The organism is Shewanella polaris, from assembly GCF_006385555.1.
Taxonomy (GTDB): domain Bacteria; phylum Pseudomonadota; class Gammaproteobacteria; order Enterobacterales; family Shewanellaceae; genus Shewanella; species Shewanella polaris.
This window is the reverse complement of sequence record NZ_CP041036.1, coordinates 1,889,857-1,903,904: the sequence shown is the minus strand read 5'-3', so window position 1 is coordinate 1,903,904 and position 14,048 is coordinate 1,889,857. Positions and strand designations below refer to the sequence as shown.

The following is a 14,048-nucleotide window of genomic DNA, read 5'->3' as shown; positions in this document are numbered from 1 at the left end:
GATTTATTTCATCTAAGGATTAAGGGAATGCAAAATAGATTTTTAGACAGCATTACTCAACTAGACAAGCCTTTGGCCACTGCGCTAGTGCCATTATTGAATGACCAATTTTGCGGTCATATTGCTAAAGAACAATTTGCGATTTTGGTTAACGCCAGTGGTCAAACAGAGCAACAAGTACTCATGGCGTTATTACCTATTGCTGCTGCACTGGCCAATCCACCTATAAGTGAATTTTATGTTGGCGCTATTGTAAAAGGTGCCAGTGGCGACTTTTACATGGGGGCGAATCTAGAATTACCCGGTGAAGCATTATTCCACTCAGTACATGCTGAACAAAGTGCCATCAGCCATGCTTGGTTAGGTGGTGAGACAGAAATTGTAGATATTATTATTAATTTCAGTCCCTGCGGTCACTGTCGTCAATTTATGAATGAACTTGTTAACGGCAGTAAAATTAACATTCATCTACCACAACAAGAAACTCAAACCTTGGCACATTACTTACCCTATGCCTTTGGACCTGCCGATTTAGACGTGACCGTGCCACTATTATGCAAACGTGAACAAGAATTCTGCTGCGATTCTGATGACCCAATGATCATAGAAGCCATTGACCAGATGGGACTCAGTTATGCTCCCTATACCAATTGCAATGCAGCAGTGGTATTAGAGACCAGCGATGGAGCCACTTTTTGCGGCCGCTATGCCGAAAATGCGGCATTTAACCCATCAATGCAACCGATGCAAATGGCATTATCCAATTTAATCCGCCATAACCGCCAATACTGCGAAATAAAGCGTGCTGTATTAGTAGAATCATCTGTTGGAAAAATCAGTTTAGTCGGTGCAGCAATGGATGCCTTGCATGCAATCGCACCCGTTGAACTGCAACATGTTGTTGTAGAGCCATTGCAAGAATAAATAACTGCAAGCTCGTTATCTAAAAGAGTACCCTCCTTAATTCCGACAAACTAAAGGCGCTAATCAGCGCCTTTTTTATTTGGATTAACACTACATTTAACCTAAATTAATAATGTATTATATTTTGCAATATGTTGCTAATACCATGCTAAGCTAATGAATGTTTTTAATGGTCATAATATTAGACAACTAACTGTTTATTAGTTGAATTGAATTATTCACTAGCCAATAATATCGCATTTACAAAAGCGGTTTAATCAACAACCGCATATGGATAATTTATTTCGTTTAATAATCAGATAACGACTAGAATTGTTAACATGAGAGATGTTAATCAATCTTATATAACAACAATATTATTGACGAGCACATCGTTATCAATGAACAAGAAAATGTAAAGCGAGTCACTATTGCGCATATTTACCCTTAACAAGATTTTACTCTTTATCCTGTTTTGCACAGTCGCTTTAGTGTGGGTCATTATTGAAAATGCCAAACCACTTACGGTTAAAATACTCAACAACTTATTAGCCGAAAATCATATTGAAGTGCTCAATTTCGATGCTGAATATGTGTCATTAGATCATATTCACATTCCTCGACTCATTCTAAAAGTCGAAGACAGCCATATTGCCATCCAAGAATTTAATCTTGAATTACGAGACAGTCTCGAAGTCCTTAAAAATCAACAAATCAATGCCGAAGATATTGTCAGCATCAAAACCCAAAGTGTCTATGTTGATTTAGGTGATAGCTTTTTTATTCGTCAATCACAACAAACAGAAGAATCCCCTGCCACATTACAACTTAACCTCGCCAAATTACCCATGATAGATCTAGGCGCGATTACCATTAAGTTACCTGCATTAGATAAAGATAAAACACAGCAACATACTTTAAAGATGGATAAATTAACGTTGACCCAAAATGGCCAGCTCGATACGTTATGGCGTTTTAACGATTTTCCGCTATTCAGTCTCGATGCCAGCTTAGGTAAACAAGCTTGGCAATTTAATACACTTGTTGATTTAGGTTTAAGTTATCAAGGGCTTGAGTCATTAGAACAATATTTAAATCTATTAAGCAGTAAGCAAAACTCACAGGGTCCACAAAGCAATAATATGCTTTATGGTTTGCACAAACAGCTTTCAAAAATACTGCAACCCATTCATCAACAGCAAGTGACCATTGAAGGTCAATGGACTGCCAACAGTAAAATTGACTTAATCAGCGGCGAGATGAGCAGTCAACAATCAATAGATGGATTATCCCTGCACTCACCACTGTGGCCCAGTGTTTATTTTACGCCGCAACAACCGGTTAAAGCGATGCTTAATTTAGGTAACTACCCTGTAGCAGCCTCTTTAGATAAGAGTAAAACCACTGATGCGTTCGCGATAAAGCTTGATATTGCCCCGCTAAACTATCAACTATCGCCCTCACAAGAAGACAGAAATAAGTTAATTTCATTATTAGCCGATGAAAACGCTAATCAAATAGTTCATATCATTGATAAGTTAACCCCAAAATCAACTTCTCAGTTAGCCAGCATCGATGTAGCTATGGCTTATCCTATTGAAGTCGTAATCCCGCTACAAAATGATGATCTACCAATACAAGCATCAATCCCTGACTTGAGCGTTAGCATTAAAGGGTTATTACTCCAAAGCAAATTGAAACTGGCGCACACTATATTCAACAGCCACCAACAATTTAGCAGTGATTTCGACTGGGGTATGACATTGTCGCCCCTTGAAACAACAGACAAGCCAGAACAACCACTAGTTCAAACTCTCAGCAAAAACGACACTACCGTAACCGTTAGTGAAAATACTCCCGTATCGGCATCTCTAGTGACTCCAATTACTATTGATATTAAAACTTTATTTCCTGAGATCCCTTTTGAACAGTTATCCTTGTCAGATGCGAAGGTCAATTTAGTTGGTAAAATATTCCAGCGACAACAACATCTACTCGAACTGTCATTACTGCCAAGCTCCAACGTAGCCGTGAATAACACGAGTATCTTTAGCAGTATGACCAGTGATAATGAACAACATAACAAACAGACCAAAAAAACGTCTGCACAATTGGGGTCATTCTTACTTGTTCTTAATGACACTTCGACCATGGCATTCAAACAAAAAAATACTCAACTGAATCTGTCTCCGTTTACGCTGCAAGTTGGCCAACTTATTGTCCAGCAAACAACCCAAACGGACAAAAGTAAACTGTCGACCATATTAGCCTCGGTTAATAAAACCGATATAGCTATCAATCAAGGCATAGCGCTAGCAATACATCTGGATGAATCCATCGAAAAGTCGCTAGAACGTTGGTTACAAAAACCTACAACTAATGACATAACTTGGCGTATCAGCAAACTCGATATCACTAAGCAACAGGGAAAAAACCGCCGTCAACCACTGCTTGCTCTTAATAATATAAAAGTCACTCAGCAGCTCAATTTGTCCAAAGGATTGTTAGTGGGAAGTGAGCAGTGGCAATTAGATACGCTTAACTTAAGCAGTTATCACTTATTGAAATTTGCAGATAGTAAAAGTCCGTTATCACTCGCAGGCCAATGGACCTTTGATACCGACATTGAAACCGCACTAAAAACATTGCAAAAAGTCCAACCTTTACCCAATGATTTTACAATTCAGGGTCACAGTAAACTCGTGGCTGGTTTTGCACTGAGTGAAATAGACAACACCAGCCAGTTTGAAATGAAAATTCAACAACAGTTATCATCCTTGTCAGGACAATGGCAAGATAAGTCATTTAATGGCGGTGACGTATTTGCCCAATGCCAATTTAATTGGCAGCAAATTCACGATGGTCCCAATACTCCTGCAGCCGAAAAACACTTTGCTCACAGTCAATTAGTTTGCCCACAGACAGCAATCAGTTTACAGCAAGCCAAGTTGGGATTGTCGCTGACAAACCTGAATTTAAATGCTGATATAGAACTCAATAAAGACGGAAACAAAACCCCGACCAACTGGTTACAACAAGTTACTGGATTAAGTGAAACGAATGTCAGTCTTACCGCCAGTGGTGATATGTTAGATGGACGTTTTTTATTACCTGAATTTGTACTCAAGCTGCAAGATAAATCCTATGGATACCTATTGTTACAAGGCTTAAGTTTAGAGAAATTTTTACAAGAGCAACCTCAGGTAGGCGTTAAAGCAAATGGTTTATTTGATGGAGTATTACCTGCTGAACTGGTTGATGGTAAAGTCACTATTGCAGGCGGGAAACTCGCAGCACGAGCACCAGGTGGATTAATTGAAGTTGCCGGAAACCCTGCAATTGATCGACTAGAATTATCTCAGCCTTATCTTGAATTGGTCTTTACCGCCCTTGAGCATTTAAACTACAGTGAACTAGCAAGCACGTTTGATATGACGCCCAACGGGGATGCAGTGATCAACATTGGTGTAAAAGGAAACAGTCGTGGGGTTGAACGCCCTGTTCATCTTAATTACACCCACCAAGAAAACTTAATTCAGTTGTACCGAAGCACGCAAGTTGGCAATAAGATACAGAACCAAATTGAAATCAAAGTTCAATAGCAGCATAAAAGGATAGCCCACGTGAAATACTCATCAATAATTTTACTCAGTTGCACCACCGCAATGGCATTGTTGTGGCTAACCGCCTGTACGCCCACGGTAAAAATAGAACCACCGGATAAACCTATTGTGATCAATTTAAACGTTAAAATTGAACACGAAATTAAAATCAGAGTGGAAAAAGATCTCGAGAATCTACTTGGTAATGAAGAGTTATTTTAACGGGAGTTTCTTAAATGAAATCATCATTCACTTTAATAACCGCCATATGTTTCGCGAGTATCTTCTGGTGTGCCAATGCATGGGCTATGACATTACAAGACGCTAAGAATGCGAGAATCGTGGGTGAGCAACCTAATGGTTACTTAGGCATTGTTGTCGACTCACCAGAAGCGAAACAGCTGGTATTAAGCGTCAATAGCAAACGAAAATACTATTATCAAATCATCGCTAATCGAAATGGTCTTAGCCTTAATAATGTTGCTGCACTTGCAGCACAAAAGGCCATTGAAGCAGCAGAACCAGGACATATGATCCAAACAAAACAAGGCGAATGGATAAAAAAATAACCACTTGAATAACTTCAATGTGGTTATTTTCTAAAGACTTAGTAACCCATTACATTGTTGCCATAGTCCAATAATCTAAACGTTTTTGTGGGTCAGTCACTATCGATTTACAAGAATCTTTGTATTTTGACATCAAGCCGCCTAAGTTATTAGACCCACCTAGTTGAGCAATTTGTTTTTGTTTAGCTGTTACTACATCTTTATCAACTTGTGCAGGGTCACGATACTTACCAGCAATCTTCACGGCATCAACTGCAGAGGTTTTTAAACGCTCTCCCACAGCTTTCATTTGTGGAGCATTCATCGCGCCTATCGCTTCTGAACTAATTTGATAATATGCTGCACATTCAAGTAACTCATCAGTAAATGCTTTTTCTGCTGCACTTTCCGCTTGTGCAGTGATACTCACACACATAGCCGATACCGTAAAAATCCACATAGCAGGTTTGTTCATGGTTGTTTCCCTTCGTCTTTTAGAAAGTAGTAGATAATGTTAACAATTGATAATGCGCTAAACGAGATGTTAAAAAATGTTCAACTTGAGGCCATTCGGTTTCAATAATCGAAAATATCACCGTGTCACGAATAGTCCCGTCTGCTTGAATTTTATGATTGCGTAATATGCCATCTTGCTTTGCCCCCAAACGCTCAATAGCATTTCGAGAGGCGTGATTGCACCAATGCGTTCTGAACTCAACGGCAATTGCATCTAAAGTGTTAAATGCATAACGGAGTAACAATAATTTGGATTCAGTATTAATGGCACTGCGTTGATAGGATTTCGCATACCAAGTGTAGCCAATTTCGAGTCTGCGATTCGGTTGGTCCCAGTGGCAAATGCGAGTACAACCGATGATATTTCCAGAGACTTTATCACGTACTGCAAACGCAACCGCTTCACCATTATTTTCGCAGGTTAAAGCATATTCAACATACGCTTTCATGCCTTCGGCATTGGGAATTTGTGTAAACCACAGCTTCCATAACTCACCATCGCTGGCAGCTAGAGTTAAACCAGGAACGTGATCTAATGACAGCGGCTCTAAAATCACATGTTCGCCTATCAAGCAATCTAGTCTATTAATCCAGCTCAAATTAACGTTCCTCTAATGTAAAAGGTTACATTACCTTAACTGCATATAGATTTACAGCTAGTAACAGCAATGTTTTTCATCAATAGTGTAAAACAGTATTCTTATCGTAAGATTAAATGCTATTAATAAATAGCGATTGCCAAATAGGTATCGAGAAGCACGTAATCGCTTGATCAAAAACCGTGATTGGCGTGACTCACTCTAAACCAACCAGCAATACTATTGCGGGTTTTCATTGTCGGCCTAACTTCATGTGGGAATCGTTCACTTAAAAACAGCACCAAAGTGCCCATTTGCGGATTAATCACTTCTAAGGGGAAATCGGCTTCATCATAAATAATCAATTCACCGCCGTCATTGTTGTGCCAATCAGGATTCAAAAAAAATACTGTTGATAAAATACGATTTTGGCTACCACTAAGTGCATCGACGTGTTTTTTATAAAAACCACCCGGTTCATAAACAGCATAATGACTTTCAAAATCAAATAACCCCATAAATAGACGTCGGTTTAAACCATCTTTCAATTGGCTCATAATCGCTAAATATTCACGGTCAACATGATCTTGTTCTTCTAACCAACTGATTTTATCCGAACGAATGTCACTGTTGATTTGTTGTTCAACACCACGTCCGATAGCGGCTTTTTTAAAATTTATGTCTTGTTCAGCATGCATTTTTACAAGCAAAGCTGAGCTTACATACTCAGGAATGATGTCAGATAAAAGGATGTAACCCTTTTCGACTAACGCATCTGCGATCACATCCAGCATTGCTTCACTTACTTGCGAAACCATACATGCCATATCCAATAAATAGACTACGCTTTTTACTGTACTCAAGGGCTCAGAAAGGACATCAAGGGCCTGATTTTCGAGGGGGCGTCATAACTCAGTATGATTGCCATACTCAGATCGTTTGCAGCGAGTGTATAGAATAAAGCCACCTGCGACAACACATATAAAAAACTTTAAAATTCAGAAGTTTAAAACAAAATATTTAATATCAAACAGTTAAATCTGACTATGAGTCAATACCGACTCGGTAGATTCATTATCCGAAGCCTTCTTTAATTCCAGCGCTTCGGTTGCAGCAATATGACTTTGGTGAAGTTTTAATGCTAAATATAAGTCAGAACGAATGGTAATCCCCTCGTCCCCAGATACCATATCAGTTTGCTCAAACCAGCTAATCAACTGACGCTTTCGCCCAGCCAATACTAAACTGACACCGCGCTTTCGCAGTAACACGTCTATATCACCCAGCATCGCCATTACACTTAAATCTAAATGAGTAAAACAGGGTACTGCATCAATAATCACACAATCGATGCTTTCCAACTGATTTTGCCTTGCAAAACGTTCAAGTAAACGTCGTTTAAAGTAAGTCGCATTAAAATAGGTTAGCGGAGAATTAAACCGGTAAATAAATATTCCAGGGATCGGAGCGGCTTTGTCACTGCTGTCGATACTGCGAATAATTCCTTTGGCATCAAGCCCAAGTACTTGGTCTGTTGGGCGCATTACGGTTCTAAGAAATTGAAATAAACCCAATAAAACGGCTAAGGTAATACCTGGAATAACGCCGATAAACAGTACGGCAAAGAAAGTCGTTAATGCGAGATAAAATGCTTGGCGGTCGCGTAAACGTAATCCCCAGAGAGATTTCAAATCAATTAAATGTATGGACGCAATCACCAATACAACCCCTAAGGCTGCGCTGGGAATAAACTCTAATGGCGCAGTTAAAAATATTGCCACAAAGGCAATCAACACTGCAGCTATTACCGAGACCAATTGGGTTTTACCACCATTTTCATCATTCACCGCGGTGCGAGAATCTGCACCACTCACCGCAAAACCTTGCGATAAAGCAGAGGCTATATTCGCTAACCCTAATGCTTTAAACTCTTTGTCGGCATCAATTTCGTAACCATTTTTAGCGGCAAAACTACGGGCTGTCAGCATCATACTCACAAAACTAACCATAGCTAAGTTAAGTGCTGGCATCACCAGTTCACGCGCAATACCAATATTAAATACCGGCGCTTGGAAGGTGGGCAAACCAGCCGCTACACTGCCAATAACCGCAATATCATAATCCGTTAAATGGAAAGCCCACACGAGTCCTGCGCCCGCTGTAATAGCAAACATGGACGCAGGCCAATTAGGCTTTAAGCGCTTCATCACAAAATAAACAATGACAGTAAGAATCGCCATTAATAGTGTTGGTATATGAGTTTGCGATAAATAGCTTGGCGCACCACTTAAACGTTCAAGTAAGTATTTTTCATCAAAGGTAAAACCGAAAATTTTAGAAAACTGCCCTACTATAATAGTAATAGCCACACCGTTAAGAAGCCCCATTAAAATCGGCTTAGACAGAAAGTCAGCTAAAACACCTAATTTAAACCGGCTGGCAATTAAGCACCAAAACCCCGTCATCACGGTCATGGTCATCACTAATTGCCAATGTTTAAGGCTGTCTCCGGCTGCTAGAGGTGTAACAACAGCCGCTATAACTGCACACGTTGCAGCATCAGGGCCAACGATAAGTTGTCTTGAGGTGCCAAATAAAGCATAAATTATCATCGGCAATACACAGGAATACAAACCCACCGCAGCATTAACACCCGTTAATTGCGCATAAGCAATGGCCACAGGCAAAGCGACAGCGGCAACAGACAAACCTGCGCGAACATCATCTTTAAGCCAGCTTCGCTCGTAACGAGAAAAGGTCTCTAACCCAGGCATAACACCATACAACCGACTCAGTATCACAACCACCTCAATGATAATAATTTAGACAGTAATCATAGTTTTATTTCAAATTAATTACGACATATTCACGAGTGATTACATCATATTGTATTAAAAATAGAATATTAAGCGTAATTAGGCTTAACTTTAGGTTCAATCACTAAGTCAGTTAACGGAGAGTATTAATTAAAAAATGGGTATTTATGTGCCGTAAATATCCACAGTCAATACATATAAAGACACCACATTTCAACATTATTCATTACAGAATCAACATCAATAAATGTTATTTATCATGTTAAACTATCGCCTGACAAACCGAAATTTCTGCCGTAACGACAAAGCACACGAGGTTCACTTGGTATCGCCATTAAAGTCCAATTCTTCAATTCCTGTTGGTATACCTCATTTAGCAATGCTAATTCCTATGCTTGCCGCCATTGTTGCAATAACGCCATTAGCTATCGACATGTATTTACCAGCAATGTCGGTTTTGGCATTGGGCTTCGACACTGATGTCACCACAGTACAACAGTCTCTCAGTATTTACCTGGCGGGTTATGCATTAGGTATGCTGGTTTTTGGTCCTTTAGCCGATAAAATTGGTCGTAGACCACTGGTCATATTTGGATTATTAGGCTTCACCCTAATCAGTTTGTTAATTTCACTCAGTACCAGTATTGAACAATTTTTAGTATTACGTTTTGCTCAAGCACTCATAGGTGCTGCTGCCACGGTTGTGGTTCCGGGTTATATTAAAGAAATTTATGGTCAAAATACCGCAAAAGGCATGTCTTATGTCAGCTTAATTATGATGTTAGCACCATTACTTGCCCCAACATTGGGCAGCTTAATCATGGAAGTTGGCGATTGGCATATGATCTTTTTAAGCCAAAGCTGTTATGCCATAACCTTATTGGCGTTAATATTGTTTAAACTTAAAATGCCCAGCGATAAAGACCTAGGTGGTCGCAGTCAAAAATCATTTTTAGGGGGCTATTACACAGTGTTTGCCCGTAGCGGCGTTAAACTTAATTTATCTAGCGGCGTATTAACTTCATTTGCATTTTTCTGCTACTTAACCGCTTCACCATTTATCTACATGGAAGTTTTTAAGTTAGATAAGTCATTGTTTGCTATATTATTTAGCACCAACGTGGGAGCCCTAATGCTCGCCAATATTGTGAACTCTAAAGTAGTGACCCAATTCGGCTCAAAACGGATGTTACATGTAGCAACATTTTTCGGCATCCTATCGGCAACAGGCTTGTTAGCGGTTAATGTATTTGAATTAAGTTATCATTTTACGGTGGCAATGCTGATCCCATTAATGGGTTCTCTAGGGATTATGTCGGTTAATGCCGATGCCATTGTGTTAATGAAATTCCAGAAAGAAACCGGTACCGCAACGGCCGTCATTGGCACCCTCAGATTTGGATTTGGCGCCGTTGCAGGGCCCTTGCTAGCATATTTTTATGACGGCAGCGCAGTACCTTTTTCAGCGTTAATGCTTGGCGCAGTAGTATTAGTCGGGGTATGTCAGTTTTTTCAAAGCACACTGCCAAAATCACCTCAACTAGATTAACGCTAATCATTTAAATACTCACCACATTACCAATAATAACCACACATAAAAAGACCACTATTTAGTGGTCTTTTTATGTGTGGTTAAACGTTTTCAGTCTTAAGCATATAACGTATAAGGTAATTTATAGACGTTAATACAACACAATCCAATTAGGTACAGTCATTGCCTTTCGTTGGCCATAACACTCCTACCAAAAAAATCATAAACATGAAACTATTTCAACCTTTAAAAATAATTAACTAAAGTGGTTGCAGTAAATTTAAATTTACATAAGATGGAGGCTAGTTACTTAGTAAGTAGCAATGAAACCCACTATTGAATATTGCGATGGCAACTTCAATCTACGAGTTTGAATTACCCTTCAAACTTATTTTTTAAAGCGATTACCGTCGTTGTATACAAGATACTGTTTACCATACGGTAACTTAAAAGGACTCATTTCATGGAAAAGCTTTCTGGCGCGAGTATGATCGTGCGCTCATTAATAGATGAAGGTGTCAGCCATATCTTCGGTTATCCCGGCGGTTCGGTGTTAGACATCTACGATTCTCTGCATAAAATATCCGGTATCGAACACATCCTAGTTCGTCATGAACAAGCAGCCGTACATATGGCTGATGGCTATGCCCGCGCTACAGGTAAAGTTGGAGTTGTGTTAGTGACTTCAGGCCCCGGTGCTACCAACGCCATTACAGGTATTGCTACCGCTTACATGGATTCAATCCCATTAGTGGTGTTATCAGGTCAAGTACCGAGTAATTTAATTGGTAATGATGCCTTCCAAGAATGCGACATGATTGGTATTTCTCGCCCTATCGTAAAGCACAGCTTTTTAGTCACCGATGCTAAAGACATACCTGAAACAGTTAAAAAAGCTTTTTTCATTGCCGCAACAGGTCGCCCAGGCCCTGTGGTCATCGATTTACCAAAAGACTGTTTAAGCCCAGATATACTGCATGATTATGTTTACCCAGACAGCGTTAAAATGCGCTCATATAATCCAACAACGGTAGGCCATAAAGGTCAAATTCGCCGAGGTTTACAAGCTCTGTTAGCTGCTAAAAAACCGGTATTATACGTTGGTGGTGGCGCGGTTATTTCTGGTTGTGATGCACAGATTCTTGCCCTTGCTGAACGCTTAAACATCCCCGTAGTGAGTACCTTAATGGGCTTAGGCGCGTTTCCTGGCACTCATAAGCAGAGTTTAGGCATGCTAGGGATGCATGGGTTATACGAAGCTAACATGGCAATGCACAACACCGATTTAATTTTTGGTATTGGAGTCCGTTTCGACGACCGTACAACAAACAATGTTGAAAAGTATTGTCCTAATGCGACTATTTTGCACATCGATATTGATCCATCGTCTATTTCAAAAACCATTAGAGTCGATATTCCGATTGTTGGTTCAGCAGACAATATTCTAGACAGCATGTTAGCGCTGCTTGATGAAACCAATAAAACCAATGATGCTGACGCTATGGCTGCATGGTGGAACGATATTGAAATTTGGCGCTCACGCAAGAGTTTAGAGTTTGATCGCACAACAGATAGAATCAAACCACAGCAAGTGATTGAGACCTTGTATAAACTCACCAATGGTGATGCTTACGTGGCTTCAGATGTCGGCCAGCACCAAATGTTTGCCGCCTTATATTACCCGTTTGATAAGCCTCGCCGATGGATTAACTCTGGTGGACTAGGCACCATGGGCTTTGGTTTACCTGCGGCGATGGGCGTTAAAATGGCGTACCCTGACGCTACGGTTGTTTGTGTCACTGGTGACGGTTCTATTCAAATGAATATTCAAGAGCTTTCTACTGCGCTGCAATACGATACTCCGGTTAAAATCATCAATTTAAACAATCGCTTCCTTGGTATGGTGAAACAATGGCAAGACATGATTTACTCAGGTCGTCATTCACAATCTTACATGGACTCAGTACCTAATTTTGCAAAAATCGCAGAAGCTTATGGCCATGTAGGAATGAACATTGATCACCCAGATGAACTTGAATCTAAGTTAGCTGAAGCGTTGGCAATGAAAGACAAGTTAGTATTCGTTGATATCAGCGTAGACGAAACTGAACACGTCTATCCAATGCTCATTCGCGGCGGTGCAATGAACGAAATGTGGCTAAGCAAAACGGAGAAAAGCTAATGCGTCGTATTATTTCTGTATTACTTGAAAACCAACCAGGCGCATTGTCACGAGTCGTGGGATTATTTTCTCAACGTGGCTACAACATCGAAAGCTTAACCGTTGCGCCGACTGAAGATGTGACCTTGTCACGCTTAAATATTACTGTGATTGCCAATGAAAATATCCTTGAGCAAATTGAAAAACAATTGCACAAACTTATCGATATTTTGAAAGTGGCTAACATTACTGAGTCGGCTTATATTGAACGTGAAATAGCCTTAATTAAAGTCAAAGCTCAAGGCGAACAGCGCGAAGAAGTTAAGCGCACAGCAGATATATTCCGTGGTCAAATTGTCGATGTAACAGCAAGCCTGTATACCATCCAAATGGTGGGAACCAGTGATAAAATTGATGCGTTTATCCATGCTATTGGCGATTCAACCAAGGTGATTGAAATATCACGTTCTGGTGTAGTGGGGTTAGCTCGCGGTGAAAAATCAATGAAAGCTTAATATCAATAACGAAAGCGTAGTTGTCGCTTTCTGATATCAAAAAAGCAGAGCCCATTAGCGCTCTGCTTTTTTATTACCCATTTAAGCGAAACACCTTATAAACATTAGCCGCCTGACCTTAGGTTTTACTTTTCCTTCCATTTGTCATTATCTCAAACGACTCAATATTTAAAATACACATATTTATTAGCCACAGATTTATCAAGTCTTGGGTATCGCAATTATGGTTAACTGTATAACTGGAGTTAACTGTATAAAGGGTTGCTCACTACTGGCTTAGCTTCAACAATATAGCGGTATTCGGCATTACCACTCAATTGGTCGAATGGATAACAAGTTATCAAGGTTAAGTGACTTTCGGCTGTAGGTGCCAGCACATCTAAGTCGGTTTCATGCACTACATGGGTGGTAGTAATTTGATATAACACTCGCTCCCCTGCAGTGCTATACAGTTCAATCATGTCGCCGACCTTAACGTACTGTAAACGCATAAAATGACTGTCTCGATGGCCAGCAATAATCATATTGCCCTGCTCACCCAACGAAGCTCCCGCTAACATCAACCCAGGTCCAAACGCTAAATTGCGCCCAGATGCCCCTGCTAATACGTACAAGTCACTGCCTAAAGGTTGCAAGCTATCATTGTGTTGTTGCAACACACGCATCTTAGCCACCGGATGAGTGTCGGCCCAAGACCAGGGTTTATGAGGTTGGCTATCTACCAAGGTTTTTTCAAAAGCACGTTCAATTAAAAATTGGGCAAAATGGGCTTTAGCTTGCATATAACCTCCCTGTAATAATAGTGCGCATCCCACTACGCTTATCAGCGCAATCACAATCCAATGTTTGGTCGGTGATATTGTTTGCGACATATTTAC

Annotated in this window: 12 protein-coding genes; 7 read left to right on the top strand and 5 right to left on the bottom strand. The window is 40.1% G+C overall.

Annotation, left to right across the window (positions count from 1 at the left end; translation table 11 throughout):
* The first annotated feature begins 27 nt into the window (after positions 1-27).
* The 4 genes from cdd to FH971_RS08320 all read left to right on the top strand — a co-directional run bounded on the left by cdd (position 28) and on the right by FH971_RS08320 (position 5,074).
* The gene (gene cdd, locus FH971_RS08335) at positions 28-924 is read left to right on the top strand and encodes a cytidine deaminase (protein WP_137221094.1); all 897 of its coding nucleotides are present in this window, start codon (positions 28-30) and stop codon (positions 922-924) included.
* A 410-nt stretch (positions 925-1,334) separates the two neighbouring features.
* The gene (locus FH971_RS08330) at positions 1,335-4,505 is read left to right on the top strand and encodes an intermembrane phospholipid transport YdbH family protein (protein ID WP_140233991.1); all 3,171 of its coding nucleotides are present in this window, start codon (positions 1,335-1,337) and stop codon (positions 4,503-4,505) included.
* Between the two features lie 63 nt (positions 4,506-4,568).
* Positions 4,569-4,727 (top strand): YnbE family lipoprotein, encoded by a 159-nt coding sequence (locus tag FH971_RS08325; RefSeq protein ID WP_137227286.1) that lies wholly within the window; start codon positions 4,569-4,571, stop codon positions 4,725-4,727.
* 14 nt (positions 4,728-4,741) lie between these two features.
* Positions 4,742-5,074 carry a YdbL family probable chaperone protein gene (locus FH971_RS08320; RefSeq protein ID WP_140233990.1) on the top strand — a complete coding sequence of 111 codons (333 nt, stop codon included), beginning with the start codon at positions 4,742-4,744 and terminating at the stop codon, positions 5,072-5,074.
* A gap of 49 nt (positions 5,075-5,123) precedes the next feature.
* On the opposite strand, the gene FH971_RS08315 is transcribed toward FH971_RS08320, so the two are convergent.
* The 4 genes from FH971_RS08315 to FH971_RS08300 form a co-directional block, all read right to left on the bottom strand.
* Positions 5,124-5,528, bottom strand: a complete 405-nt coding sequence (locus tag FH971_RS08315) for a hypothetical protein (RefSeq protein ID WP_140233989.1) — start codon at positions 5,526-5,528, stop codon at positions 5,124-5,126.
* Positions 5,529-5,547: 19 nt separating this feature from the next.
* Positions 5,548-6,168 (bottom strand): GNAT family N-acetyltransferase, encoded by a 621-nt coding sequence (locus FH971_RS08310; protein WP_140233988.1) that lies wholly within the window; start codon positions 6,166-6,168, stop codon positions 5,548-5,550.
* A 173-nt stretch (positions 6,169-6,341) separates the two neighbouring features.
* Positions 6,342-6,965: a 2OG-Fe(II) oxygenase gene (locus tag FH971_RS08305; protein WP_137221104.1), complete on the bottom strand. Its 624-nt coding sequence runs from the start codon at positions 6,963-6,965 to the stop codon at positions 6,342-6,344.
* Between the two features lie 216 nt (positions 6,966-7,181).
* Positions 7,182-8,921, bottom strand: a complete 1,740-nt coding sequence (locus FH971_RS08300; RefSeq protein ID WP_140235551.1) for a SulP family inorganic anion transporter — start codon at positions 8,919-8,921, stop codon at positions 7,182-7,184.
* A gap of 421 nt (positions 8,922-9,342) precedes the next feature.
* On the opposite strand from FH971_RS08300, the gene FH971_RS08295 reads away from it, so the two are divergent.
* From FH971_RS08295 to ilvN, 3 genes are all read left to right on the top strand, one after another.
* Positions 9,343-10,512, top strand: coding sequence for a multidrug effflux MFS transporter (locus tag FH971_RS08295; protein ID WP_137227287.1), 1,170 nt, complete (start codon positions 9,343-9,345; stop codon positions 10,510-10,512).
* 445 nt (positions 10,513-10,957) lie between these two features.
* Positions 10,958-12,676: an acetolactate synthase 3 large subunit gene (locus FH971_RS08290; protein ID WP_137221108.1), complete on the top strand. Its 1,719-nt coding sequence runs from the start codon at positions 10,958-10,960 to the stop codon at positions 12,674-12,676.
* Complete coding sequence (gene ilvN, locus FH971_RS08285; RefSeq protein WP_140235550.1) at positions 12,676-13,170, top strand: acetolactate synthase small subunit; 495 nt, start codon at positions 12,676-12,678, stop codon at positions 13,168-13,170. The genes FH971_RS08290 and ilvN overlap by 1 nt, the downstream gene beginning before the upstream one ends.
* 245 nt (positions 13,171-13,415) lie before the next feature.
* Here ilvN and FH971_RS08280 read toward each other — a convergent pair whose 3' ends face one another.
* Positions 13,416-14,042, bottom strand: coding sequence for a class GN sortase (locus tag FH971_RS08280; protein ID WP_137221110.1), 627 nt, complete (start codon positions 14,040-14,042; stop codon positions 13,416-13,418).
* Positions 14,043-14,048: the final 6 nt, after the last annotated feature.